The following is a 26502-nucleotide window of genomic DNA, read 5'->3' on the forward strand; positions in this document are numbered from 1 at the left end:
CTTTTGCATCACCACCTGCGATTAACACCAAGCGCCCGGTTAACGAAGGCGCGAGGCCCGTTAACGCAGCTTCAGTTGCGCCTATGTTCGTCGCCTTAGAGTCGTCAATGTAGCTCACTCCACCTTTCACCGCGATTTTGGCGCAGCGGTGCGGTGCAGGCTTAAAGGTTTTTACCGCTTCTGCGGCCTCTGACAGGTCAATTTCCAGTGCCGAAACCAGCGCTAGCGCAGCCTGTATATTCAGCACATTGTGCAGCCCCACTAACTGAGTGTCCGACAATTTCAATAAAGGCGCGCCGTTGAATAATATTTCCTGAGACGCCGCATCCCAGCCAAAACCGGTCTGAGATTGGGTAAGTCCTGTCTCAATGCAAGGTATATCGGCATTGTAGGGGCTTGTTTCGGCATCGTCACGATGCGTAACCGCACAGGCTGCATGCGCGAATATCCGCTGCTTCGCTTCGCGGTAAGCCTCGAAGGTACCGTGACGATCGAGGTGGTCCGCGGAAATATTCAGTAAAGTGGCGGCGTCTAACGACAAGGATTCTGTGGTTTCTAACTGAAAACTCGACAGTTCCAACACCACGGCCTGAGGCGCCAAGGCTAATGCATCGAGTGCCGGTAATCCGACATTGCCGGCCGCGACCGCTTTTATGCCAAGGTGTTCAAGAATATGGGTAGCTAGCAGTGTTACCGTGGTTTTGCCATTGGAGCCAGTCACACCCAGCACCGGACACCCTATGGCCTGCGCGAATAGTTCAATATCGCCGACGACCTTTACCCCACAAGCATCAGCGTCCTGAATCGCTGGCAGCGCAGGTGAAATCCCCGGGCTAACGACCAGCACATCCACGCCCTGCCAGTAATCTGCTGGCAATTCACCGCAGGTGACATCAATGGTGAGTGTATCTGGTACTGAAGCGTCAGGGCGGGTGTCCCAAAGCTTCACAGACTTGCCCTGATCCAGTAAATAACGCACGCAGGACATCCCGGTGATACCCGCACCTGCCACAACAACATTGTTTGCGTTATTTATTAAGTTAGTCATTAGCGTAGTTTTAACGTAGCCAGTCCAATGAGCACCAATATCAGTGAGATGATCCAAAAGCGCACAATAACGCGCGGCTCTGGCCACCCTTTTAATTCATAGTGATGGTGAATAGGCGCCATTCTGAAAATGCGCTCACCGCGCAGTTTGTACGAGCCCACCTGCATGATCACTGACAAGGTCTCCATAACAAACACGCCGCCCATTATGATCAGCACAATTTCCTGACGAACCAGAACTGCCAGTACGCCCAGCGTACCGCCCAGTGCCAGCGAGCCGACATCGCCCATAAATACCATTGCCGGGTAAGTGTTAAACCACAAGAATCCCAGGCCCGCGCCCACAATTGCGGTACACACAATCACCAACTCACTGGTGAGTGGGATGTAAGGAATGTTCAGGTAAGCAGAGAAATTCACGTTGCCGGTTACGTAAGCAAAAATGGCAAACGCGCCCGCCACCAGTATCGTCGGCACAATAGCCAGACCATCAAGACCGTCTGTCAGGTTCACAGCATTACTGGTACCTACCAAGGCGAAGTAAACGATACCGATGTAAAAGATGCCCAGTTGCGGCAATACTTCTTTGAAAAACGGTACCAACAGCGCGGTTTCTTCCATTTGCTGAGCGCTGCTATACAGGTAAAACGCCACGCACAGCGCGATGGCCGACTGCCAGAAGTATTTCCAGCGCGCGATTAAACCTTTGGAATCCTTGCGGATCACTTTGCGGTAATCATCCACAAAACCGACGATACCAAATGTTACCACCACGAACAGCGTAACCAGCACGTAACGGTTGCTGAGATCTGCCCAAAGCAACACACTGATCACGATGGCGGCGAGGATTAACAGTCCGCCCATAGTGGGCGTGCCCGCCTTAGACAAATGCGACTCCGGGCCGTCATTGCGAACCGTTTGACCGATCTGCATCATTTGCAGCCAGCGAATCATTTTCGGGCCGATAAGAATGGCGATCAGAAGGGCCGTCAGCGTGCTCAGAATGGCCCGCATGGTTAAATAAGAAAATACGTTAAACCCAGTCTCAAACTGCGTTAGCCAGTCGGCGAGCCAGATCAACATGCAATTTTCTCCCGCCGACGATTAAGCTTTCCCAATGGGGATTCCTCCAATGCTGTAATAACTTGTTCCATTCTGGCGCTGCGCGAGCCTTTAACCAGAATAGTCAGGTCGCGTTGTTCATGACCTAAATCACTAACCAGTGCATCGACCAATGCAGATTGCTCGCTGAAATGAAATGCGCCCTGGCCAAATGCCGTAGTAGCGCTCTGGCTAAGTACGCCAGCGGTATACAGGCAATCAATGCCGCGCTGTTTCGCGTACTCGCCGACTTGCTGATGATAAAAACGCGCCTGCTCGCCCAGTTCAGCCATATCACCCAGCACCAACACCTGTTTGCCAGCAAAGCTGGCCAGGGTATCAATAGCGGCTTTCACCGACCCCACGTTGGCATTGTAGGTATCATCCAGCACGCGTACCTGGTCGGTAAACGGCACAACTTTCAAACGCCCACCCACCGCTTTCATCGCCAGTAAACCGAACTTGATGTCTTCCAACGTCGCGCCAACCGCCATGGTCAGCGCGGCTGATACCAGTGCATTGCCCACGTTGTGCATACCCGGCACTGATAAACGTACTTCTGCACTGCCTTTTGGCGTATGCATCACAAATTCTGCACAGCCATTCAGGTCAATAATAATGTCTGACGCGTAATAATCCGCGTCCGGATTCGCTGAATCCGGGGCAAACGTCTGCACCGGCTGATACTTCAGTTTACCCAACCAGAACTCAGCAAACTGGCTGTCGCGATTTACAATAGCCAGGCCTTTCTCGCCTAAGCCTTTAAAAATTTCACTCTTTGCCCGGGCTACGCCTAATAAGCTACCAAAGCCTTCAAGGTGAGCCGCAGCTGCATTCACGATGGTCGCTACATCCGGCTTCACCAGATTCGTGGTATAAGCGATTTCACCCAGGTGATTGGCGCCCATTTCGATAACGGCATATTCATGCTCTGGTGTCAGACGCAATAGCGTTAAAGGCACACCAATGTCGTTATTAAAGTTTCCCGCGGTGGCTAAGACGTTGCCGCGCTGTGCCAGAATAGCCGCACACATTTCTTTGACGGTAGTTTTACCGCTGCTACCGGTAATGCCTATGGTTTTTGGCTTGATCTCAGCTTTGACTGCAGCGCCTAAATCACCCAACGCGATCTTGGTATCTTCAACGTAAATAACCGGCACGCGTGATGTCACATTGTCGTTAAGCTGTGTGCTAGCGATGATCGCGCTGGCGCCGGCATTGATGGCCGCTTCTGCAAATGCATGGCCGTCAAAGTTGTCGCCCTTGAGTGCCAGGTAAACGTCACCCTGATTAATTTGTCGCGTATCAGTGCTCACTGCACTTACTGCTATATCCTGACCTTCTAATCGTCCCTGGATCTGTTGAGCAATCCATGCCAGCGTTGTGTTTATCATTTGCTGCACTCCTGCTGCAAACGAGCTATCACTGCCCGTTCGTCATAGTTAATTCGTTGCTTACCAATGATTTGATAATCTTCATGGCCCTTACCCGCAGCAAGAATCAAGTCGTCTGCTGCGGCGTGACTCAGGCAATAGCGAATCGCCTGTTCCCGATCTGGAATATCCTGGGCTAGCTCAGGCTTCGTGAGCCCGGCTTTGATGTCGGCCACAATGGCTTCAGGCTGTTCAGAACGGCTGTTGTCGGTGGTGATCACCAGGTAATCTGCCCCGGCCTCTGCCGCTTTTGCCATTAAAGGACGTTTACCTTTGTCACGGTCGCCACCACAACCGAATACACACCACACATGTCCGTGGGTATGGCTGCGCAATGCGGCAAGTGCTTTTTCCAGCGCGTCAGGCGTATGGGCATAATCCACCACGACATTCGCGCGCTGTTCAAATTCAAACACTTCCAGGCGACCCGGCACGGCATGTACCTGCTCAATGGCTTTTACCACATTGGCAAATCGTTCGCCCTGACACAGCAATGCGGCCGTCGCACTCATCAGGTTGGCAATATTAAACTCACCCAGTAAGGCGACCTGCACCACGGTTGTACCCCATGAGCTCGCCAGCCTGAACTGACATCCATTTGGATGGTATTGCACATTTGTGGCAAAACAATAGCGCTGTTCGGGCAAATTCTGCGGTGTATCTGGCAGCACATTTGTCCATACCGTTTCAATCTCGTTGCCGGCCGCGGCCTGCCAGTCAGCGCTGGCAGAATCGGACTGATTTAACACAATTTTTCCCAGCCCCGGTAGATGTAACAAGGCCCGTTTCGCTTCTGCGTACGCTTCCATAGTGCCGTGATAGTCAAGGTGGTCGCGCGTCAGATTGGTAAACACACCAATATCGGTCTTCACTTGCTTCAAGCGATCCTGCACCAGCGCATGAGACGATGCTTCGTAAGCCACTTGCTGTACTTCTTGCTGAACAAACTCAGCAAGCAAATATTGCATAGAAATGGCATCCGGCGTGGTATTACCGTTGCTGGCTGGCGCGTAGGAGGCTTCATCGCGATAAATACCGCTGCCCAGCGTACCAATAGAGGCGGCACGATGTCCCAAGCGGTGTTTCATTTGCGTGAGTAACTGTACGACTGAAGTCTTGCCGTTGGTGCCGGTTACACCAATAGTGGCCAGCTTATTTGCCGGGTAATCGTAAAAAGCCGCAGCAATGGATGACAACAGGCTTCTAAGCCCCCAAAACTGGATAATCACGGTTTGCTCTCGCATGGAGATATTACCGTGCTCACTGGCATCATCGGCTTCAGCTAATATTGCTCTGGCGCCCAGGCTAACGGCCTGAGGAATAAAATCACGGCCATCCTGTTGGTGGCCTTTTACCGCTACAAAGACGACCTTGGGGGTGACTTCGCGACTATCCAGTGTTAAGCCCTGCACACGGATATCCGGTGCATTCACACCGAACTTTAACATCAACGCGTGCAGGCTCTGGGTAAAGGCACTAACCACCATGGCTCGCCCTCTCAATAACTTGTGTTGCACTCATTTGGCGGTCGTCCGGTGCTATGTTTAGCAGTTGCAGGGCTCCGCCCATAATTTCTGAGAACACCGGCGCTGCCGTATCACCCGCGTGATATAAATCACCGCCGGGTTCATTGATTAACACCACGGTAACCAACTGTGGATCGCTGATAGGCGCCACGCCAGCGAAGATATTTACGTATTCTTCGCCATAGCCGCCGGCGACGGCTTTGCGGCTTGTACCGGTTTTACCTGCCACCCGATATCCTGGAATACGCGCTTTCACACCTGACCCATCGTCCTGTGTAACGGTTTCCATCATGGCCAGAATCGCTTTTGCGTTAGCCTCGCTGATAACCCGCTCTTCTGCTGGCTGATACCCTGTTGTTTGTGCATCACGCACAATATTCAGCGGGCGTTTGATGCCGCCCGACGCGATAGTCGCGTACATTCTTGCAAGCTGTGCCGTCGTCACGGAAATCCCGTAGCCAAACGACAAAGTTGCCAATTCAAACTCAGACCAGCGATTGCGTTCGTGGAAGATACCCGTGCTCTCACCCGGCATATTCACACCGGTATCAGACATCAGTCCCATGTTGTAATAAGAATCCAACAGGAACTGCTTGGGCACAGACAGTGCCAACTTGGATGTCCCCATGTTACTGGAATGCTGAATAATTTCCGCCAGACTCAGCTTGCCATAGTTGCGGAAGTCCTTAACCAGACTGCCGCCTAAACGCATCCAGCCCGGTGAAGTATCGACGATGTCGCCGGGCTTCACTGACCCGAATTCCAGCGCGCTGAGCACGGCAAGCGGCTTCATGGAGCTGCCTGGCTCAAACGCATCGGTGATCACGCGGTTACGCATACGGTGCGGTGAAATATCACTGCGATCATTGGGGTTAAACGACGGTGCATTCACCATTGCCAGAATATCACCGGTATGAACATCTACCACAATGGCCGACGCCGAGCTGGCCTGATAGTACAGCATGGCTTCTTTGATTTGCTTATAAGCCAGTGCCTGAATGCGTTGATCAATTGTCAGCGCCAGGTTACCTGCCGCTTCGCCATTTTTCATTTCCAGCACTTCAACCTGACGCCCTTTGGCATCACGGCGAATTTTGCGGCTGCCGGGCGACCCCGTAAGCCAGTCGTCATACAACCGCTCCAGACCTTCAATACCCTGATCATCGACGTTGGTAATACCGATTAGCTGAGCAGAAACCTCACCGGTTGGGTAGTAACGACGCGACTCTTTTCGCAAATATACGCCCGGGATTTCCAGCTTTTCGACATAATCCGCCATCGCCGGCGACACCTGACGTTGCAGATAAACAAAGCGTCGTTGTGGGTTGTCGACCTTGCTCACCAGCTCATCGACGTCCTGACCAATCACCTCGGCCAGCGCCAGCCAGCGACGTGTCTGGTTCAATGCGTTGGACTCGTGAATAATTTTAGGATCGGCGTAAATAGCGCGCACCGGCACGCTGACCGCCAGTTCAACACCGTTACGGTCGGTAATCAGCCCACGGTACGTCGGCATATTGCGGGTACGCAAAGTCCGGCTGTCGCCTTGCTGAATAAGATCATCCGGCTCAATGACCTGAATAAACGCGGCACGCATCGCCAGTACCAGAAATACCATAACAATCACGGCAAGCACGACCAGGAAACGCCATTGCATGGGCCCCGGCCGGTTATTCATTTTTGCGCCGCTGGTTTTCGACTTACTGGCTTTTAACGTGATCGTGGTCATTTAATGCGTACCACCACTTCGTCGTCAACGCCAGGGCGCTGCATATCCAGATGCTTTTCTACCAGCGCTTCAATGCGGTTGTGCTCAGTTAACGCGCGTTGCTCTAACACCAGATTTCGCCATTCCACGTCGAGGTCGTCTTTCTGACGCATGAGTTGCTCTAACGCTATGTTTTGCTGGCGGTTATGGTGACTACTCAGGATCACAGCAAGCGCACTTACGATGACCGCTATAAACAACAAAACCCGCAACTTATGGCGGGTCAATTCGGTAACCAGGATGAGGAGCAAATTAAAATTCGTAGACGCGTTTGTCATCGTTTTTCTGCCACCCTGAGTACCGCACTGCGGGACCTGACATTGACCGCCAGTTCGTCCTCCCCAGGCTTGATGGCCTTGCCAATCAACGACAGCACTTTATCTGCGTCAATCTCCTGCTGCGTAAGCGGCAAACCATGAGGTACCGCTTTGCCTTTGCTCTGTTCTTTCATAAACCGCTTCACTAAGCGGTCTTCCAGTGAGTGAAACGAAATCACCGCCAAACGCCCTTTCGGCTTAAGGATCGCGGTGGCAGCTTTCAATCCAACACGCAACTGCTCTAATTCCGCGTTGATGTAAATACGAATGCCCTGGAACGTGCGGGTAGCCGGATGTTTAAACTTGTCTTTTACCGGCATCGCCTGATCGATAATCCGCACTAGCTCGCTGGTGCGCGTTATTGGATTGACCTTGCGTTCGTTTACGATGGCATGCGCGATACGCTTGCCAAACTTCTCTTCACCAAATTCCTTAATGACCTGGGTAATGTCCTGCTCATCGGCTTCTGCGAGCCATTCAGCAGCACTTTGCCCGCGACTTGTATCCATACGCATGTCCAGTGGACCATCACGCAGGAAACTGAAGCCTCGTTCGGCATCGTCGAGCTGTGGCGACGACACGCCCAAATCCATCAGAACGCCGTCGATCTCGCCGCTTAACGACATCGATTCAATGACGTCAGCCATATCAGCAAACGGAGAATGTACGATGGTGAAACGCTTGTCGTCGGCAAATCGTTTGGCGGCTTCAATGGCCTGAGGATCGCGGTCAAACGCGATCAAGCGGCCCTGCTCACCCAGTTGGGACAAAATTTCGCCAGAGTGACCACCACGTCCAAATGTGGCGTCAATGTAGATACCGTCTGGCTTGATCGCCAGACCGTCAAGGCATTCTTGTAGGAGTACCGAGGTGTGTTTAAAGCTTTCACTCATAACGAGAAGTCCTGTAGTCGCTCGGTCAGTTCAAATCCACCTGAACGTTCCACTTCCATATCCGCGTCAATTTGCGTTGCCCAGGTTTCGGCATCCCAAATTTCAAGCTTATTGAGTTGACCCACCAACATCACTTCTTTATCGAGTGTGGCATGTTTGCGCAATGGCAAAGACAGCAGCACGCGGCCGCTTTTGTCCATTTCGCATTCGGTTGCATAGCCCAGCAGCAGACGTTGCATGCGTCGTTCAGACGGGATCATGCTCGAAAACTTGCTCAGCTTTAATTCAATTTCTTCCCATTCGGGAAGTGGGTAAAGCAGCAAACAGCTTTGTTGTGTGTCAATGGTGCAGACCAGCTGTCCGTTACAATCATCCAAAAGAGACTGTCGATACTTGGTAGGTATGGCCAGTCTCCCTTTTGAATCCAGATTGATTGCATTAGCGCCGCGGAACATTCCCCTAGCCTTTTTTTATTTGATCTTGTTGTTCTTGTTTTATGAGATCTAATCTGCAAAACGTTGATTATATGATCCACTATTCGCCACTTTTACCCACATTTCACAGTTTAGGTATCAATCCTTCCCACTGTCAAGCAAAAATACCCGGTAAAATTACGATGTTTTCAGTGTCAAATTTCCGACGTTCGCGGCTTACAGCCGAAGTGGCTGATAACAAGTAAGAAAATGAAAAAGCCTGCACAAAGGCAGGCTTTTTGCAAAAGCAGAAGTTATATAAGGTAATAAGAACTATATCGCCCGCCCTCGTTTTCGGGCGCCGCGAGACTGTGTTTTCCCATTGCGCGAATAATTTGTCCTAGGTTATAGCAAAATCACGCATGTCCAGGCAGTGTTCAATGGCGTCAATACGGTCTTCAGTGTGGTGATTTACATACAATAGGGTAGTGTCACCTTGCCGAGCCAGCAGGTTTACCATTGCCAGGATCTTCACCCTGTTGGCATCGTCAAGACCATTACAGGGTTCATCCAGGATCAGTAAACTCGGATGCTTTACCATTGCTCTTGCAATCAGGGCCAGGCGTTGGTCACCAAAAGACAGCGACTGGAACGGGGTTTTCGCCTGAGCCGACATATCAATAGTCTCTAACCACGCTGTAGCCAGTTTGCGTTGAGCGAGCGTCGGTTGTTGATACAAGCCAATACTGTCGTAATAACCCGATAAAATAACGTCGAGCAACGAGCAATTAACCCGGTACTGTAAGTGCAAACTGTTCGAAACGATCCCGAGGTGTTGTTTAATATCCCAGATACTCTCGCCACTGCCGCGCTTGTAGCCAAACACGGTCAGATCGTTGCGGTAACACAGTGGGTTATCGCCCGTTATCAGAGTCAGCAAGCAGGTTTTACCCGAGCCATTGGGCCCACTGATCTGCCAGTGCTGGCCAGGGTAAATTTCCCAATTCAGGGCATCGAAAACCGTATTATCGCCCCAGGTTACATTGCCATTGACCAGCTTTACCAGTGGCGCATCGCGGTCGGCCAGTACCGGAGCCCGATTATCACTGTCTGCTGGTGGTAGTGCACTAACCTGATGCTGGATGTGTAATATCTGTTTGATGTGACCGCGATCTCCGTCGGTCAGCGAGTCACCTTGCGACTGCCAGCTAATCTGGTTGTTTTGCATAAAGACCAGTTTGCCAGCCCACTGGGGTAATTCACTCAACCGGTTTATCACCAGTATCATGGTACAGCGCTTGGCGAGACCATCGAGATACTCTGCTAATCGGTCAACGGATTCAACGTCAAGCCCGTCGTAGGGTTCATCCAAGATAAGCCAGTCGGGCGCATCCAGCAATTGCTGGAGCAACAATACCTTGCGGGTTTCCCCTGTTGACAGCGACAAAAAGGCTCTGTCCAGCAACGCAGTGATACCCAGCAGTTCGGCCAACTCGGTTAGCGCGTGGCGCTGGACATCATTCGGCTCATCATTGTGCTGTAGCGCAATCTGTCTGGCCGTGCTGGGTGTTGGCACGACATCCAGAATGTCTGCATCATCTTTTTTTCGTTCGGCATCAATAATGGCCTGTTGCTGGGCAATGCTTACCCAGCCAATGCTATCGGGTACATTTCTTGAACCAGACTGAAGCTCACCCACACCAGCAATCACGGCGGCCAGCGAGGATTTTCCGCTGCCGTTAAAGCCGGTAATAACGAGATGTTGTCCTTCGGTAATACGCAGTGATGGAACGGAAAAAGAGAATGAGGGTGCCAGCTTTACCTGACAATCAGACAGATGAATAGACATGTTGCTGTGAATTCCTGAGGTCCTAAAACAACAAAAGCGGGTGAATACCCGCTTTTGGTCAAACAGCTAGTGCTTACTGTGCAGCAGGTGCCGGTTGCTCTTCTTTTTGAGCAGGACCCATATGCATAGAGCGAATTGGGTTGTCTGTTTTTGCAGACAGCTCGATCAGGCGGTTTAACTGGCCAAGCGACATCATGATGGCATACATTGCGCCCAGGAAGCCCGCTTTATGCAGTTCAAGTACCTGCTCATCAGACAGCTCCATCAGTTTCTTCTCGTTGATGGTCATCATGCCGCCAACGTTTCGACCCTGACCGTTTACGTACTGAAGACGCAGTTGAACGTCGTCCAGTAAGCCCAATTCAACCACTTTCTTAACGAATTGCTGAGTCAGCATTTCGCTGTTCGCCAAATCTACCAACAGCTGTTGACGGTTGTTCAGGAAATCACTTGGCTCACCGTCTTCTTTAAACAAAGGCTGACCTTCGTCTTTGATCTGGTCACTGTTTTCATCGATGTATACACCCAGTTTCTCGCCATCAGGGCGAACGTCAAACGGGTAGCGAACGATATTCATTGGAATATGCGGCGCGTTCCATTTGTCTTCAACCAAAAACAGGTTTTGACCAGGCTCCATACCCAGCATCGCAACAACGTGGTGGTTTTCAGTTTTCGGATCCTGAATGAATACCAGCGGCATCGCGCTTGCCAACTGGGCAAATTCACGGATGGATGCGGCTGCTAAGTGGGTATTCTTTGCAAATGGGAAAGCTGGATCTACCGCAACTTTAATGTCTTTATGTTTGTTTTTATCCAGCGGTACAAAATTCATTGCCATAAGTACTATCTCAATTGTTATTTGCTTCGTTGCCACACTGATTTAATCGGGGCAACTCTCTATCCATAATGGAGTGGTTGATGTCATCGACAAACCATGAGTCGTGATCCATTCCAAAGCAATCACAGCTTCCTTCGACGCGTTTAAGTCGAAACAGTTCCGGGTTTTTCGCCCTTTGATGCCAACCAGTCGGCAGGCAGTATGGCGTATTTCACGTCAGCCGTAAAGCCGCCCACTTCGCTGCATATCTTCACTGAACAGACATTTTTGTCGATTAACCGAAAAAAAGCACAAAGAACCAATTGCTTGGTATACCTTTAAGCCCTCGATTACAGGGTAGCAAGCCATTATGTCACTTTTAATTTCGCGAAAAATCCCGCTATTGTTCCTTTCCTTTTGCTGTGTAAGCATCGCATCAGCAAACACGGCTGACCCTACCCACTGGCCGTATTCAGAGGACACGCCGACTGTCACTTCACTGAATATCGGGTTAGCGGGTGAGCAGCCGGTAGACATTAGCCGTTTCTTACTTTCACGTGGCGTCAGCCAGGCCCGCATTAACCCTCAGGGTACGCAAATCGCCTATCTGAGCACTATTACCGGCGTGCGTCAGCTGTGGGTACAGTCGGTTCATGGCGGCCAGGCAAAACAGTTGACGTTTGGTAATGGCCTGTCCTTTTTTCGCTGGCACCCCGATGGTACTCAACTGATATATGGCGCTGATAATGACGGCAACGAGCGCGAGGCTTTCTACAGTATTCACACCAACGGCCTGTCAGAGTCTTTGTTATTAGCACACAGTAATGCGTTCAGACGTTTCGGCGAATTCAATCACGACGGCACGCGATTTACCTATGCGTCGACTGAACGTAACGGCCGTGACTTTGATATTTACGAACACAATATGACTACCGGTAAGTCCAGCATGATTTATCAGGCGGAATTCGGCTTTTTCCCTGCGGCCTGGCAACCCGGCACGCACAATGTCATCGTAACGGAAACCCGTGGAGAAGATGCACAAGACGTTTTTCTGCTGGATTCAGCCAGTGGTGAATTACGTCCGCTTTACACGCCGGCTGTGGCCGCTGCCTTTAGCCATTTCCACTGGAGTGACGACGGCAACACGCTCTATTTTGTGTCGAATGTAGACCGTGAAATGACCGCTGTATTTTCTTATAACCTCACAACAGAAAAAACAACCTTGATACATGAAAGTCAGTTCGACTTAGAAAACCTTCAACTGTGTAGCAAACAGTCGAACCTCGTCTGGACCGAAAACAGAAACGGCTTTGATACCTTATTCAGCAGTAAATTAACCGGGGCTGGAACACGCAAAATTGACATGCCTGAAGGCGTCTACAGCGTGAGCTGCGCGAGTGAAAGTGATGCGCTGGCAGTGCAAATTAGCAGCCCGACATCGCCTGCGAAAGTGTACACCACGACCCTGACAAGTAATCGCCATCGCCTGGTGGTCGACGCCACACTGGCGGGCATAGACAGCAATGCTTTAATTACGCCCGAGGCTATTGATTTTCCTGCCAGAGATGGCATTACCTTGCACGGCTTACTTTATTTACCGAAAGGCAAACTTAACAATGTACCGCTGGTCATTGATGTTCACGGCGGTCCTACAGCTCAGGCTAAACCGGCCTGGCAACCGCTAACGCAATATCTGGTGGGTAAAGGCATCGCGGTACTGGACATTAACGTGCGGGGTTCTACCGGCTTTGGTAAAACCTACGCGCGTTTAGACAATCAGGAAAAACGCTTGCACAGCGTGCGGGATTTGGTTGATGCACTATCCTACCTGAAAGCGGATCCTCGCATTGATGTACAAAACAGCGCCGTTATGGGTGGGTCCTACGGCGGCTACATGGTTAACGCCGTGATGGGGCTTTATCCGGATGCATTTAAAGCTGGCGCCTCGTTTGTTGGCGTATCTGACTGGGTGCGAGCGCTACAGGAAGCCTCACCGGGATTGAAAGCCTCTGACCGCATTGAATATGGCGATATTCGCGACCCCAAATGGCAGGCTTTTTACGCCGAGAACTCGCCCATCAATACGGTGCATCGCATTCAGGCTCCGATGTTTTTTGAGCACGGTGTTAACGACCCTCGTGACCCGGTTACCGAATCGGACCGTATGGTGAAAGTACTGCGGGATAAGGGCCTGCCAGTGACCTATTTGCGTTTTCCTGATGAAGGTCACAGCGTGAGTAAAATGGAAAACCGTGTTACCTTTTACCGTGCGTTGGCAGAATTTTTAGAACGCCATTTAACTACACAACAATAAAACAATAGGGAACCTGTACCATGAAGCATGTGTTGATGGTTGGCACGCTTACCGCTCTCAGTCTGTTAACAGGCTGTCAGTCCACATCGAATGAGGTCGACGCCTACAAAGGCTTGTCTGTCGCTCAACAAATTGCGAAGAAACACATCATTGTTGACGGCCATATCGATGTGCCATATCGCGTTCACAACAAATGGGTTGATGTAACTGAGGCCACTGCCGACGGGGATTTTGATTATCCTCGCGCGGTATCAGGCGGTCTGAACGCACCGTTTATGTCGATTTACGTTCCGGCCAGTTTGGATAATTCAGACGAGTCCACCCAACTGGCGCATTTGCTGATAGATTCGGTTGAGGCCATCGTATCCCGCGCCCCAAACAAATTTGCCATTGCCACCAGCGTTGCCGATGTGCGAGAACAATTTGCCAAAGGCCTGATTTCGCTGCCGATGGGAATGGAAAACGGTTCACCGATTCAAGGCGACTTGGCCAATCTTGAAGCCTTTTATAATCGAGGCGTTCGTTACATTACACTGGCTCACTCACGCGCCAATCACATCAGTGACTCGTCCTACGATATTCGCCGCAAGTGGAAAGGCCTGAGCCCCTTTGGTAAAGAGCTGGTCACAGAAATGAACAACATCGGTATGCTAATCGATATTTCCCATGTTTCTGACGACGCGTTTTATCAGGTTATCGAACTGACCAATACACCGGTTATTGCTTCGCATTCATCGCTGCGTAGTTTTACGCCAGGCTTTGAGCGCAACATGACAGATGACATGTTGGTTAAACTGGGTGAAAACGGCGGCGTTGTGATGATCAACTTCGGCTCGGGTTTCGTCACCAAGGAAGCCCGCATGTGGAGTGACAACCGCACCAAACAGCGCAATGCACTTATTAAAGAATTTGGCGAAGACAGCGAGCAGGTTAAAAACTTTGCTGACCAATACAGCAAAGAAAACCCTTACCCCTACTCAACGCTGGCGGATGTGCTGGATCACATAGACCACGTTGTGAAGCTGATTGGCATAGACCATGTTGGTATCGGTTCTGACTACGATGGCGTGGGTGATTCTCTCCCTATCGGACTAAAAGATGTCGCGTCTTACCCTTCGTTAGTACAGGGCTTACTGGATCGCGGCTATGACGAAGCCAGCATCGCTAAGTTGCTCGGCGAGAACCTGTTGCGAGTGTGGTCTGAAGTAGAAGCCTACGCAGCAGCTCACTAGTTTGCTGCGCCTTAACGCTCAGCGGCTGGAACACTCGACTGCTGGCACAAGCCTCTTGTGCCAGCAAAGTTTATTAACGTATACTCATCGATAGTTGATAGAGTCAGGATAACCATGCAGCGCATCGTTTTGTATTTTTTGATAGCAGCCATCACATTGCTCCCGCTGGCCGGGCATGCAATGAGCCTGACTGCGCCTGAAATGCAAACGAGCACCATGACACAAGCCGCTCCGGACACAATACATGCTGACATGATGAAGCACCACAGTGCATCGGAAAGTACGCACAGCTGCTGTCCTGAATCTGGTAACAATACTGAAGCAGCCACCGATGCAGTCACTGGTGCAGAGACTGCGCACAATTGCGCCATGCAAAGTGATTGCGACAAAGGCGGTTGTGCTTGCAAACATTTGTGTCAGTCGCCGGTATTTATTGCCGAGTATCCTCAAATCAATAGCCCGGTGACAATACAACACGCGTCACTACGCTTCTCTGCTCAGCCCTTCAGCGGTCAGCTGAATACACCGTTCCGCCCACCTATAGCCTAAAACCCAAGTCGGTGCATTCGCCGGTTCGAACTGCACATGGCAAATTGCCGTATTTCTGTTGAAGCAATGCTTTGACGATATCTGTTACTGATATTCCGTTTTGGGTTTTACCATGAAACAAACAACCTATATTGCCACCCTGTGTGGCTTGTTACTCAGCCTGATGAGCCCTGGCGCTATGGCTTCGCAACCCGCCAGTGAGGCGTTAAACTGGTTACTGGACAGCGCTGTTAAACACGATCTGTCGTTGCAACAAAGCAGGCAATCCGAACAGGCGCTGAATTCACAACAAGCAGCGGTCAGTCGGCTACCTGACCCGCGTGTTTCGCTTAGCGTGCTCAACGTCCCTACCGATGGCTTCGCACTAAACGAACAGGCCATGACACAGCTAAAAGTCGGCGTGTCGCAGATGTTGCCGCGCGGTGACAGCGTTGCTTTGCAACGTCAGCAAATAGCAACGCAGGCTAGCGCTGAACCCCTGCGCAGACTAAACCGTGAATGGGAACTCAGACGCGATATTCAACTGACCTGGACAGAATGGCTGATAGCGGCGCAGAGTGCCGCTCTAATTCAGGCTCAACAGCAGGTCGTCAGTCAGCTCTCCGATGCCATCGAAAACAGCTATGCTGCATCGTCAGGTCCGTCACAATATGACGTACTGAGTTCAGATGTACTGGCCTTGGCACTGGAAGACAGACTGGATACCGCACTGACCAGCCAACAAACGGCGCAAGCGAAGTTTACTCTGTGGCTACCAGACGCATTGCATCAGCAACTGAGCTATTTATCGCCTGCAGACAGCGACACTCAATGGTTAACGGCAAAGCAGTGGTATGCCCAGCGAGCGATATCCGATGCAGATCGCATTGCACTGCTGCAACAACACCCTTCTGTTCGCCTGAAGAACACACAAATTGAAACACAGCGAATCAAGCAACAGCAGGTCACCGAAAGTTTTGAGCCCCAATGGGAAGTCAACGCCGGCTACGCCTATCGTCAGGACGATACGGCCAACCGCTCCAGAGCGGATTTTGTTTCTGTTGGCGTGAGTGTTGACGTGCCTTTATTTAGCCGCGCGTATCATCGCCCGGCCATTTCAGCCACCGTACAGCAAGCAGAAAGTATTGAGACCGAAAAGCGCTGGTTAATTCAGCAACAGCTTAGCGAAGTCGAACAACTTTATGCCCAATGGCAAGGCCTGAACCGCCGCTATACTCGATATCGCGATGCGCTGTTGCCCTTGCAACAACAGCAATACGATGCGGCGCTGAACGCCTATACCAGCGCAGATGGCGACTTTCTGGCTGTGTTACAAAGCCATATTGCATTGCTGGACGCACAGCTCAAACAATTATCGATTCAGGGTGAGATGGCCAAACTGGGTATAAAACTCGCCTACTATCTTCCCGCCCAGGCCACTCAGGAGTAATCCCATGACACATCACAATTATTCAGGTTCCGTGAAACCAGCCTATCTTGTCGCTATGCTCTTTGTCGGCATTGTTCTGGGCCTTGGGGCAGGCTGGTTGCTCAACAGCAGTGACGCACCTCACGCTGCAATGAACGAATCGTCGGGCGATACCAACGACGAAAACGAAATTCTGTATTGGGTGGCTCCCATGGACAGCAGCTATCGACGGGATGGCCCCGGCAAGTCGCCCATGGGAATGGATCTGGTGCCGGTGTATGCCAGTGACCAATCTGAAGCCCCCGGCACGGTAACCATTTCGCCCAATATTGAACAAAGTCTGGGGGTAACCACCGCACCTGCGCAATTTGAGTCTTTATCAGAGTCGGTCGCGGCGCTTGGCGTCATCGGTTTCAACCAGGACAACATTGTTCACGTACACCCACGGGTGAAAGGCTGGATCGAGTTCCTGAGTGTGACCAACGAAGGGCAAATGGTCCAAAAAGGAGACGTGCTCTACCGGCTGTATTCCCCGGAATTGGTAAATGCGCAGGAAGAGTACCTGCTTGCGCTTAATCGCAATAATCAAAACCTGATCAAGGCAGCAAAAGACAAACTGATCGCCCTACAGTTGCCAGAGAGCACAATAGAATCGGTTACTCGCACGCGCAAAGTCAGTCAACAAGTGGCCTTTACTGCACCGCAATCCGGTATTGTCGCGAAACTGAATATTCGCCCGGGATTCTATGTAGAGCCCGGCACCACTCTTATGGAAATTGCCAGTCTGAACGAAGTATGGCTCACCACCGAAGTGCCGGAAAGACAAGCGGCCGGTATTCGGGCCGGTCAGCACGCCATGATCACACTGGATACCTACCCGGACGACGTCTTTCACGCCATGGTCGACTACGTATACCCGGTCATGAATGCCACTACCCGCACATTACAAGTCCGTCTGCGCTTGCCGAATGAGACACAGCAACTCAAGCCGAATATGTTTGCCAACGTGGTGTTTCTAATTAGTAATGACGAGATGGTCCTGACCGTCCCTCGCAACGCCGTGATCCGCACCGCGCAAAACAACCGTGTAGTGCTGGCACTCGGCGACGGCAAGTTTAAGTCGGTTGCGGTAACCCTTGGCAATACCAGTAAAGATCGGGTAGAGATTGTCGATGGCCTGCTCGAAGGCGATGAAGTCGTGACTAACGCCCAGTTTTTACTTGATTCAGAAAGCGCCATCGATTCCGATTTAGCGCGCTTCAGCAATGCCAGTGATGGCGAACAGTCGATGTCATCACGAGCCTGGGTAGCAGGAGAAATCAACAGTGTCGATAGCGAAGCGCGCACGGTGAATGCCAGTCACGAGGCTATAGAAGACTGGCAGTGGCCAGCCATGGTAATGGATTTCGCCATCGCTGAAGATGTTGATATTTCTCAGCTCGGTGCCGGCGTATCACTGCACATGGAAATCGATAAATCCGTATCCGGTCTGCCACTCATTACCGGCATTCACATTATGTCCGGTATGGATCATGACGCAATGAACAATGAGGACAGCAGCGAAGCACCAGAATCGGATGTGCAGTCGGCCACTGTCGATGGCCTGATTAACACGGTCGATGTGACCTCCCGCGTACTCAACATTTCGCGCGGAGCTATTGAGAAATGGGGCCGCGGCCCAGCCACACTCGACTTCGCGGTAGATGAAGCTGTAGCAATGGACGCCCTGCAACCAGGCCAGACAATTTCATTTACGTTTGAGATCCACGATGGCGATTTCATCATTGTCGATATTACGCCACAGGCTAGCGCGGTTCACAATGAACACGCGCATCACGAATAGGAGCCAACTGTGATAGCACATATTATTCGTTGGTCCATCGCAAACCGGGTCCTGGTTCTTATCGCGACGCTGATGCTGGCAGCGGCCGGCATGTGGTCGGTTAAGCAAACCCCGGTTGATGCGATACCCGACCTGTCTGATGTCCAGGTTATTATCAAGACATCCTATCCGGGTCAGGCTCCGTCGGTAGTTGAACAACAGGTGACCTACCCGTTAACAACGGCCATGCTGTCTGTACCCGGCGCGCACACCGTCCGTGGATTTTCGTTCTTCGGCGACTCCTACGTATATATCCTGTTTGACGACAGCACCGATATTTACTGGGCCCGTTCGCGCGTGCTGGAGTATCTATCGCAGGTGGCGCCAACCCTGCCGGATACCGCTACGCCGCAGTTAGGTCCCGATGCGACAGGGGTGGGCTGGGTGTATATCTATGCCCTGTCAGACCCAACGGGGCAACACGACATTGCAGACCTGACATCGCTACAGGACTGGTTCCTGAAGTACGAACTTCAAACCGTGCCAGGTGTCGCCGAAGTGGCTACAGTGGGCGGCATGAAAAAGCAATATCAGGTGGTTATCGACCCGTTGCGCTTACAGGCCTACAACCTGCCGCTCAGCAGCATTGAACGCGCCATTACCCGGGGCAATCAGGAAGTCGGCGCATCAATAGTGGAAATGGCCGAAGCCGAATATATGGTCACGGTTACCGGCTACCTGCAATCTCTCGACGATTTGCAACAGGTCGTATTAGGCGCCACCCCACAGGGCACGCCTGTATTGCTGAGTGACGTGGCAGATATCCGCATTGGACCTGCTGCCAGACGTGGCATCGCAGAGTTGAACGGTGATGGCGAAACTGTGGGCGGCATCATTGTTATGCGCTACGGCGAAAACGCAGAGAAAACCATCACGGGGGTCAAAGCCGCACTAGAGCGACTACAGGCGGGGTTGCCTGATGGCGTAGAGATAACACCAGTTTATGACCGCTCAAACCTGATCACCAAAGCCGTCGACAACCTGTGGGACAAGCTGCTCGAAGAATTAATCATTGTTGCGGTAGTATGCGGGCTCTTCCTGTTGCATTTACGCAGCGCGATTGTGGCGCTGGTCACATTACCGCTGGGCATTCTTGCGGCGTTCATTCTCATGCATTTTCAGGGGCTGAATGCCAATATCATGTCGCTGGGCGGTATCGCCATTGCCATTGGCGCGATGACCGATGGTGCCATTGTAATGATAGAAAACTTCCACAAACATCTGGAAGACCCAGCCAATCAGCAGCGTAACCGCTGGGAGCTGGTTGCAGACGCTGCCGGCGAGGTTGGCCCTGCGCTGTTCTTTAGCCTGCTGATTATCACCGTGAGCTTTTTGCCGGTATTTATTCTGGAAGCCCAGGAAGGCCGAATGTTCGCTCCTCTGGCCTACACCAAAACCTATGCCATGGCAGCGGCGGCGGGCTTGGCGATTACCCTGATCCCGGTACTCATTGGCTATTTTATTCGCGGCAATATCCTGCCCGAAGCGAAAAACCCAGTAAACCGGGTGATTCAGGCAGCCTATAAACCCGCCCTGCGTGCTGTACTGAGCTTCCCGAAAACCACCTTGCTTTGCGCGGTTATTATTGGGGTGATTGGCTTTTACCCACTGGGGAAACTGGGCAGTGAGTTTATGCCGCCGCTGGATGAAGGCGATCTGATGTATATGCCAACCACCTATGCCGGGGTATCAATTGGCGAGGCGCGTCAGATATTGCAACAAACCGATAAGCTCATTCGCACTGTTCCCGAAGTCGAAACCGTGTTTGGAAAAGTTGGACGAGCAGAAACTGCTACCGACCCAGCGCCCCTGACCATGATTGAAACCTTTATTCAGTTAAAGCCTCAGTCAGAATGGCGAGAAGGGGTGACCACTGAATCACTCAGAGCGGAACTGGACAAGTTAGTGAAGTTTCCCGGCCTGACCAACGCCTGGGTAATGCCAATAAAAACCCGTATCGATATGCTCGCAACCGGTATCAAAACCCCATTAGGATTAAAGATATCCGGGCCTGATATCGCGGTCATCGAGCAACTGGGTAAAGACGTGGAACGTATCCTCGGCGACCTACCTGGCACAGCTTCTGTGTATGCTGAACGCGTGGCGGGCGCACGCTATATCACGCTCGATGTAAATCGCTATGCCGCAGCTCGTTATGGCATGAATATCGCTGATGTGCAGCAGGTTATCAGCACCGCCGTCGGCGGAAAAAAAGTCACGACGACTGTTGAAGGTCTGGAACGCTATTCGGTGAATATGCGATACCCTCAGGCTTACCGGGATTCACCGGAGGCCATGGCCGATTTACCGCTGATAACCCCGACGGGCCAACGCATTACCTTGGGCGACGTTGCTGATATCAATATCACACAGGGTCCGCCAGCACTGAAAAGCGAAAACGCGCGGTTAACCGGCTATACGTTTATCGACCTGACTACCAGTGACATTCAAACCTACGTGGCAGACGCTAAATCCGCGCTGGACAGTCAGCTAACGCTGCCCGCAGGCTACAGCCTGAAATGGGCCGGACAGTACGAGTATATGGAGCGGGCCAAGCAGAAGCTTACCTATGTATTGCCGTTGACACTGGCAATTATCGTGATCCTGTTATTCATGAGTTTCCGCAATATGGTGGACGTGGCCATTGTGCTGGGAACCTTGCCCCTTGGCCTGATTGGAGGCTTCTGGTTGCTGTACTGGCTTGACTATCAATTGTCTGTCGCCGTCGGCGTAGGCTTTATTGCACTTGCCGGTGTCACCGTGGAAATTGGTGTAATCATGGTGGTTTACCTCAACGAGTCGTGTAAATCTTTAGCTCGCCAGCACCAAATGATAACCACCGCGCTATTGCGTAATGCGGTTGCAGAAGGCGCCCTGAAACGGGTTCGACCGGTATTGATGACAGTTGCAACGGTGATGATTGGCTTGTTACCTGTCATGATGGGTTCAGGAACAGGCTCTGAAGTAATGAGCCGGATTGCAACGCCTATGGTAGGCGGCATGGCGAGTGCACTGGTACTTTCCTTGCTGGTAATCCCAGCGTGTTTTTACCTGGTGCAAAAACAACGCATGGCCAAACAGCTCGCTGAGTAACAACGAACGCCGCTATGTGTTGCGCATAGCGGCTATAACTGTCTATTCAGAGGTTAACGAAAACTCAACGAATCCGCGTAATGCACGCATCATAGGAAAGAACTGCGGATTAACCTGCGGTACCGAACAGGTTTCACTTAAATCAGCACGGTTTTTGTCGAAATTCATTTTTTCCAGCAAGCGGCGATTAACCACCAGATCCGCGTGACACAAGTTATGCGACGCATCAATCACGTAGAAGGTATTATTGGCGTCTACTGATGCCAGTAAGTTTTCGACACCTTCGATAGGCGTGGTCTGGTCAGCTTCAGAATGGGCAATGAATACCGGTACAGTAATGGTTGCCCCTTGCTCCAATTGTTCGCGAATTTCACGAATCAGCGACATCAGCTCCAACCCGGCAAAACTGGCCACTTTCGGGTACTTTTGCGGGTTTGGTCCATCGGTTTTGTAATCGCCATCGAGCATTTTAGCCAGCCAACGCATTCCCCAGATTTTTGATAACGACTCGACATTGCCGTTCAGCGCCAGTGCGCCGGAAAACAGCATTAAGCCTTTTACGTTATCGGGATGTTTGAGCGTGTAGTCCACTGAAAGTGCGCCGCCTGTAGAGAATCCGCCCACAACCACTTTACCCGAACTACTCGCACCAAGTGCCAGCGTAATCACATCATCAACATGAGCTTGCCAACGCTCTGCTAACTGGTCATCTTCCATATCAGCATCGGCATCTTTCAAACCGTGTCCGGGCAGTAACGGCGCAATAACCGTATATCCCTGACTGTAGAGCTCATCGGCGATTGCCGAAACAAAAAACGGTGAATCGCTTAAACCATGCACCAACACCGCAACCGGGCTGTCTGTTTCAGACTGCATCAGGATAAACGGCGCATTGCCTTCGCCACGTAGCGAATCAGCGCACACGGCAAACCGGTTAGGTGTTGATTCTATGCACTTTCTGACCTCGCCCAAGGACTTAGCGTACAAGTCCTGAAAACCGTTAGTCAGCTCAAAATAAGACTGCGCAAAGGCCGATGGACTAAGTGCAGCGGCACCAAGTAGCAAGGCACTGCACATGGCAGTAAAAGACTTACATGTTAACAAAATAAACTCCCAAGGCTAGGTTGCCGCATACTATGGCGAGCTTGCCCGTCAAATGCAACTGCTCAGTGTGTCGAAGACTGTAACCGATACATCAACACCGCAGCGCGCTTTGCCTGTGATGGCAGTGACTGTATGACCGCTGATTCATTCACGGTATGCCCCGCCGAACCACTCATGCCCAGTCCATCCAATGCCATATCAACATACTCCGCGGTAAAAGACACATCTGCGGCCCCGGCATTAAGCGGGTTAACCGCTGTTACCGGCCCCTGTCCCAGATCAGCACTCACCGTACTGTATATTTCCAGTAACTGGCGGTTTCCCGCTTTCGGTGCCATTGGTGGATACCCTTCACCAAACTCAATGGTGGCTGACGTTTTCGGCAAGTTTTGCGCGACCAGCGCCTGCATTTTGCGCTGTACCCGAGTCAGTTGCTCCTGGGAAATTGCCCGAATATCGCCTGTGACGATAGCGTGCTCTGCTACTACATTGTTCTTGCCGAATGCCGTACCACTGTTATTGGTTCGATCATGAGTCACCTCAGTGCCTCCCATGATTCGGCCTGGGTTAAAAGTAAGTAACTGCTCACTTCTTAATTCTTCGTAGAAACGGGTAAGGATACGAGAAGCCTCGTAAATAGCGCCTGCGCCGACATTGGGTTTAAACACCTGAGACGAATGCGATGGCGTGCCTTTTACTGTCAGTGTCCAGTCCACCGAACCACGGCGGGACGTGTTTGCCGTTTTCGGATTGCCGTCACCATTCTCAAAACCAAGCGCAACGTCGGCCCATTTTGCTGCCTCTATCAGTGCTGCTTTAGATAACGATAAGGGTCGACCACTTAGCTCCTCATCACCGGTGATCACCACCTGTATGTTCATCGATTTCAAAGCGCCGACGTGCTGCAATGCTCGCAGCGCCTCTAACATAATGATGTTACCGCCTTTCATGTCAGCCACGCCTGGACCTTTAATGGTTTTATCATCAACGTAGGTCATCGTCTGAAAAGGGCTTTCCGGTTCAAACACCGTATCCAGATGGCCTATCAGCAGTATATTCGGTCCTTGTCCGCCTTCGTGTTTTGCAATTAAATGACCGGCACGATTAAACCCTTTACCGTCTTCAAACCAAACCTTAAAACCCAGCGCTTTAAACTCCGGGGCCAGCAAATCAGCAACTTTTTTCACCCCGGCAAAGTTCATCGTGCCGCTATTTATGTTGACGCTTTTCTCCAGCAGTGCCATGGCATCAGATGTGCGGCGATCAACGGCATCTGCCATGGATTTTTCATCTGGATTAAGTGCAGCTGCAGCACCAGCAGAAAGCGCCAGGCCTAAAGCGCAGGTTATGGCCAGTAACGTGGTTTTCATTCTGTGTTCCCCGGAATAATTATGCTTTGTTGTTCACTATGACAAAGTTAGCCTGAATTAACGAGAGGCAGGACGATGAATGCCACGATAAAGCCGATTGTAGGCTCGTTCCCAGTCACGCACGCATTTGAACAACAACGATATTTTGACTTCCTCAGGTGACACGCCATACTAAGGCCTGTTAATCAGAACCTCACAAACAACCCTTATCACCGGTCAGTCAAAGGATCCGCTATGTCTAAGAAAGTCTATTGCTGCGCACAGTTTTTACCTAAACCAGGCCAGGAAAACGCCCTGTTTGAAGTACTGCAAAGCCTGGAACCCAATACCATCAGAGAAGATGGTTGTATTCAGTACATTGTGACACGGCATGTCACCAGTCCGTTTGCTGAAGGCAAAAGCTTTCCCATTATGTTCAATGAAATCTGGACCGATATGGCGAGTTTTGAAGCGCATTGCCAGCGCAAGGAAATTGCAGACTTTTTTGCCAAATATTGTCAGGCGAACGATGGGCTTGCTGAAGATTGGAACGTATGTATTTACACCGATGAGCCGGCGGATTACGACGCCCCTCAGTTATAATTCTTGTTGAAAACCGCTCGTCACATTTATCGCAAACGAAGACGAGCGGTGATTTTCATTTAAGCTTGTTCTGCGAAGTACGCTTCCAAGTCATCGCTACCACCAATGTGTTTACCACCGATAAACACCTGAGGCACCGTTGTTCTGCCACTGATTGCTTTCAGTGAGGTCAGTGAAGCCCCTTGTCCCATCACAATTTCCTCATAACGGTAACCGTGATGTTGCAGTAATGCTTTCGCTTTGGCGCAATACGGACAGCCCGGCTTCGTAAGCAAGGATACCGGCTCCTGCTTCACCGCATTGGGCGCAATGTAACTTAACATGGTGTCAGCGTCTGACACTTCAAAGGGGTCGCCTGGTTTGTTGGGCTCGATAAACATCTTATCAATAACCCCATCTTTCACCAGCATAGAATAACGCCAGCTACGCTTGCCAAAGCCCAGATCCGCTTTGTCGACCAGCATACCCATACCATCGGTAAATTCGCCGTTGCCGTCCGGTACCAATGAAATGTTTTCCGATTCCTGGTCCGCCGCCCAGGCATTCATTACAAAGGTATCATTCACTGACACACAGACAATTTCATCTACACCGTTTTGCTTGAACACATCTGCCAGTTCGTTGTATCGAGGCAAATGTGTAGAAGAACACGTTGGCGTAAACGCACCTGGTAATGAGAAAACAACCACGGTCTTTCCACTGAAAATGTCGTCGGTTGTCCGGTTAATCCATTGTTCGCCATCGCGGATCGCAAAAGTTACGTCAGGCACTTTTTGACCTTCACGTGAAGGCATATCTACTGGGTGTGTCATTGTTTTCTCCTTAATTGATGTAACCAGTATAGACTTCTCGCCAGAGTATGGAAGTGAAGTTATTCTATCGTGGCAATCTTAAATTTCGATTAAACTAAGTTTTTTAATCAGTTATTTTTGGTATTAAGAAGTATCCCCGTTTATGGTTTGCGATGCCCCAATTACATGGCGATATCCGAAGGCTTTGTTTATCCTTTGTCAGGTAAGGTATCAGGGCAACATCGTTACCTTACAGAAAGTTTGAAAAAGGCAAAGCGCGACGAAAGCGCGTGACGCAAAGCCTCCGGTCTTCATCCTTTGATATGATAGCGGGGCTACCGAACACAAAGGGCTTTCCGGTTCCCCCTAAAAGCCGCAGACCCAAAACGGTGTTCACTTTTTCATTGTGTAATGACTATTACAGCGAGCTTCGGACAGGAATAGCCAGGCTCCAATGAGGATTGAACCTATGATGATTCTGGTAGGTGGCGAAAAAGGCGGTAGCGGCAAAAGCTGCCTGGCCCAAAATATCGCCGTGTACTTGCGTTGTGAGAAAAAAGCCAGTGTGTTGATGGTGGATTGCGATCCACAGCGCACCACCTCTGACTGGGCACAAGAGCGCAGTAGCAACGACGAATTACCCAACATTACCTGTATACAACTATACGGTAAGATTCGAAACGAACTGCTCAGTCTGAAAGAGCGCTACGACTATGTCGTTATCGATTGCGGCGGGCAGGATAACCTGGCATTGCGTTCGTCAATGGCGGTGGCCGACCATATACTGATTCCGCTGCGACCAAAGCGTCGTGACTTAAAAACCGTACCACACATGGAAGACATATTGTCGACCTGTAAAATGGTCAACCCCAGAATGAATGCCGCGTTTGTGATCACGCAGTGCCCTTCACTGCCGAGTCTGGCTCCGCGGATCCTCGAGGCGAAGGAAGTGTGCCGCTCTTTTGAGGTGCCGGTGCTTAACTCGGTCACCTTCAGCCGCAACATGTATGATG

21 protein-coding genes and 1 riboswitch are annotated in these 26502 nt (G+C 51.1%); of the genes, 8 read left to right on the forward strand and 13 right to left on the reverse strand.

The window, feature by feature from the left end; all coding sequences use genetic code 11:
- The 10 genes from murD to AC4MRN_RS07965 all read right to left on the reverse strand — a co-directional run.
- The coding region (murD, locus tag AC4MRN_RS07920; RefSeq protein WP_491202958.1) for a UDP-N-acetylmuramoyl-L-alanine--D-glutamate ligase at positions 1–1048 on the reverse strand (1048 nt) is incomplete at its 3' end.
- Positions 1048–2130, reverse strand: a complete 1083-nt coding sequence (gene mraY / locus AC4MRN_RS07925) for a phospho-N-acetylmuramoyl-pentapeptide-transferase (protein WP_073323307.1) — start codon at positions 2128–2130, stop codon at positions 1048–1050. The genes mraY and murD, both read right to left, overlap by 1 nt.
- Entirely contained in the window at positions 2124–3542 is a 1419-nt protein-coding gene (locus tag AC4MRN_RS07930) for a UDP-N-acetylmuramoyl-tripeptide--D-alanyl-D-alanine ligase (protein ID WP_491202959.1), read from the reverse strand. The genes mraY and AC4MRN_RS07930 overlap by 7 nt, the downstream gene beginning before the upstream one ends.
- Positions 3539–5068 carry a UDP-N-acetylmuramoyl-L-alanyl-D-glutamate--2,6-diaminopimelate ligase gene (locus tag AC4MRN_RS07935; RefSeq protein WP_370241053.1) on the reverse strand — a complete coding sequence of 510 codons (1530 nt, stop codon included), beginning with the start codon at positions 5066–5068 and terminating at the stop codon, positions 3539–3541. Before AC4MRN_RS07935 ends, AC4MRN_RS07930 begins: the two co-directional genes overlap by 4 nt.
- A complete protein-coding gene (locus tag AC4MRN_RS07940) occupies positions 5058–6836 on the reverse strand; it encodes a peptidoglycan D,D-transpeptidase FtsI family protein (protein ID WP_073323313.1) in 1779 nt (592 codons plus the stop codon). Before AC4MRN_RS07940 ends, AC4MRN_RS07935 begins: the two co-directional genes overlap by 11 nt.
- Positions 6833–7153, reverse strand: coding sequence for a cell division protein FtsL (ftsL, locus tag AC4MRN_RS07945; RefSeq protein ID WP_073323315.1), 321 nt, complete (start codon positions 7151–7153; stop codon positions 6833–6835). Before ftsL ends, AC4MRN_RS07940 begins: the two co-directional genes overlap by 4 nt.
- Positions 7150–8085 (reverse strand): 16S rRNA (cytosine(1402)-N(4))-methyltransferase RsmH, encoded by a 936-nt coding sequence (gene rsmH, locus AC4MRN_RS07950; protein ID WP_491202960.1) that lies wholly within the window; start codon positions 8083–8085, stop codon positions 7150–7152. The genes ftsL and rsmH overlap by 4 nt, the downstream gene beginning before the upstream one ends.
- On the reverse strand, positions 8082–8540 hold the full coding sequence (gene mraZ, locus AC4MRN_RS07955; protein ID WP_073323319.1) for a division/cell wall cluster transcriptional repressor MraZ: 459 nt from the start codon (positions 8538–8540) through the stop codon (positions 8082–8084). The genes rsmH and mraZ overlap by 4 nt, the downstream gene beginning before the upstream one ends.
- A gap of 358 nt (positions 8541–8898) precedes the next feature.
- Positions 8899–10347, reverse strand: a complete 1449-nt coding sequence (gene modF / locus AC4MRN_RS07960) for a molybdate ABC transporter ATP-binding protein ModF (protein ID WP_370241057.1) — start codon at positions 10345–10347, stop codon at positions 8899–8901.
- Between the two features lie 73 nt (positions 10348–10420).
- Positions 10421–11185 carry a SapC family protein gene (locus AC4MRN_RS07965; RefSeq protein WP_073323323.1) on the reverse strand — a complete coding sequence of 255 codons (765 nt, stop codon included), beginning with the start codon at positions 11183–11185 and terminating at the stop codon, positions 10421–10423.
- 349 nt (positions 11186–11534) lie between these two features.
- Here AC4MRN_RS07965 and AC4MRN_RS07970 point away from each other — a divergent pair, with 349 nt between their 5' ends.
- The 6 genes from AC4MRN_RS07970 (at position 11535) to AC4MRN_RS07995 (ending at position 21642) form a co-directional block, all read left to right on the forward strand.
- Entirely contained in the window at positions 11535–13478 is a 1944-nt protein-coding gene (locus tag AC4MRN_RS07970; protein WP_487965614.1) for a S9 family peptidase, read from the forward strand.
- Between the two features lie 20 nt (positions 13479–13498).
- Complete coding sequence (locus tag AC4MRN_RS07975) at positions 13499–14710, forward strand: dipeptidase (protein ID WP_491202961.1); 1212 nt, start codon at positions 13499–13501, stop codon at positions 14708–14710.
- A gap of 114 nt (positions 14711–14824) precedes the next feature.
- A complete protein-coding gene (locus AC4MRN_RS07980) occupies positions 14825–15259 on the forward strand; it encodes a hypothetical protein (protein ID WP_491202962.1) in 435 nt (144 codons plus the stop codon).
- Positions 15260–15371: 112 nt separating this feature from the next.
- Positions 15372–16688 carry a TolC family protein gene (locus tag AC4MRN_RS07985; RefSeq protein WP_491202963.1) on the forward strand — a complete coding sequence of 439 codons (1317 nt, stop codon included), beginning with the start codon at positions 15372–15374 and terminating at the stop codon, positions 16686–16688.
- A gap of 4 nt (positions 16689–16692) precedes the next feature.
- Entirely contained in the window at positions 16693–18510 is a 1818-nt protein-coding gene (locus AC4MRN_RS07990; protein ID WP_491202964.1) for an efflux RND transporter periplasmic adaptor subunit, read from the forward strand.
- A 9-nt stretch (positions 18511–18519) separates the two neighbouring features.
- Positions 18520–21642 carry an efflux RND transporter permease subunit gene (locus tag AC4MRN_RS07995; RefSeq protein ID WP_491202965.1) on the forward strand — a complete coding sequence of 1041 codons (3123 nt, stop codon included), beginning with the start codon at positions 18520–18522 and terminating at the stop codon, positions 21640–21642.
- Between the two features lie 42 nt (positions 21643–21684).
- On the opposite strand, the gene AC4MRN_RS08000 is transcribed toward AC4MRN_RS07995, so the two are convergent.
- Together AC4MRN_RS08000 and AC4MRN_RS08005 are read right to left on the reverse strand one after the other, a co-directional pair.
- Positions 21685–22746: an alpha/beta hydrolase gene (locus AC4MRN_RS08000; RefSeq protein WP_491202966.1), complete on the reverse strand. Its 1062-nt coding sequence runs from the start codon at positions 22744–22746 to the stop codon at positions 21685–21687.
- Positions 22747–22808: 62 nt separating this feature from the next.
- Positions 22809–24116, reverse strand: coding sequence for a M20/M25/M40 family metallo-hydrolase (locus AC4MRN_RS08005; RefSeq protein ID WP_491202967.1), 1308 nt, complete (start codon positions 24114–24116; stop codon positions 22809–22811).
- Between the two features lie 234 nt (positions 24117–24350).
- Between AC4MRN_RS08005 and AC4MRN_RS08010 the strand changes: the two genes are divergently transcribed.
- On the forward strand, positions 24351–24698 hold the full coding sequence (locus AC4MRN_RS08010; RefSeq protein WP_491202968.1) for a putative quinol monooxygenase: 348 nt from the start codon (positions 24351–24353) through the stop codon (positions 24696–24698).
- A 59-nt stretch (positions 24699–24757) separates the two neighbouring features.
- Here the strand turns inward: AC4MRN_RS08010 and AC4MRN_RS08015 are convergent, their stop codons facing one another.
- The gene (locus AC4MRN_RS08015) at positions 24758–25510 is read right to left on the reverse strand and encodes a glutathione peroxidase (RefSeq protein ID WP_370241070.1); all 753 of its coding nucleotides are present in this window, start codon (positions 25508–25510) and stop codon (positions 24758–24760) included.
- A gap of 238 nt (positions 25511–25748) precedes the next feature.
- A riboswitch (cyclic di-GMP riboswitch) is annotated at positions 25749–25832 on the forward strand.
- Positions 25833–25958: 126 nt separating this feature from the next.
- On the opposite strand from AC4MRN_RS08015, the gene AC4MRN_RS08020 reads away from it, so the two are divergent.
- A partial coding sequence (locus tag AC4MRN_RS08020) for an AAA family ATPase (protein WP_491202969.1) occupies positions 25959–26502 on the forward strand: 544 nt, incomplete at its 3' end.

It is taken from the genome of Marisediminitalea sp. (assembly GCF_984433645.1).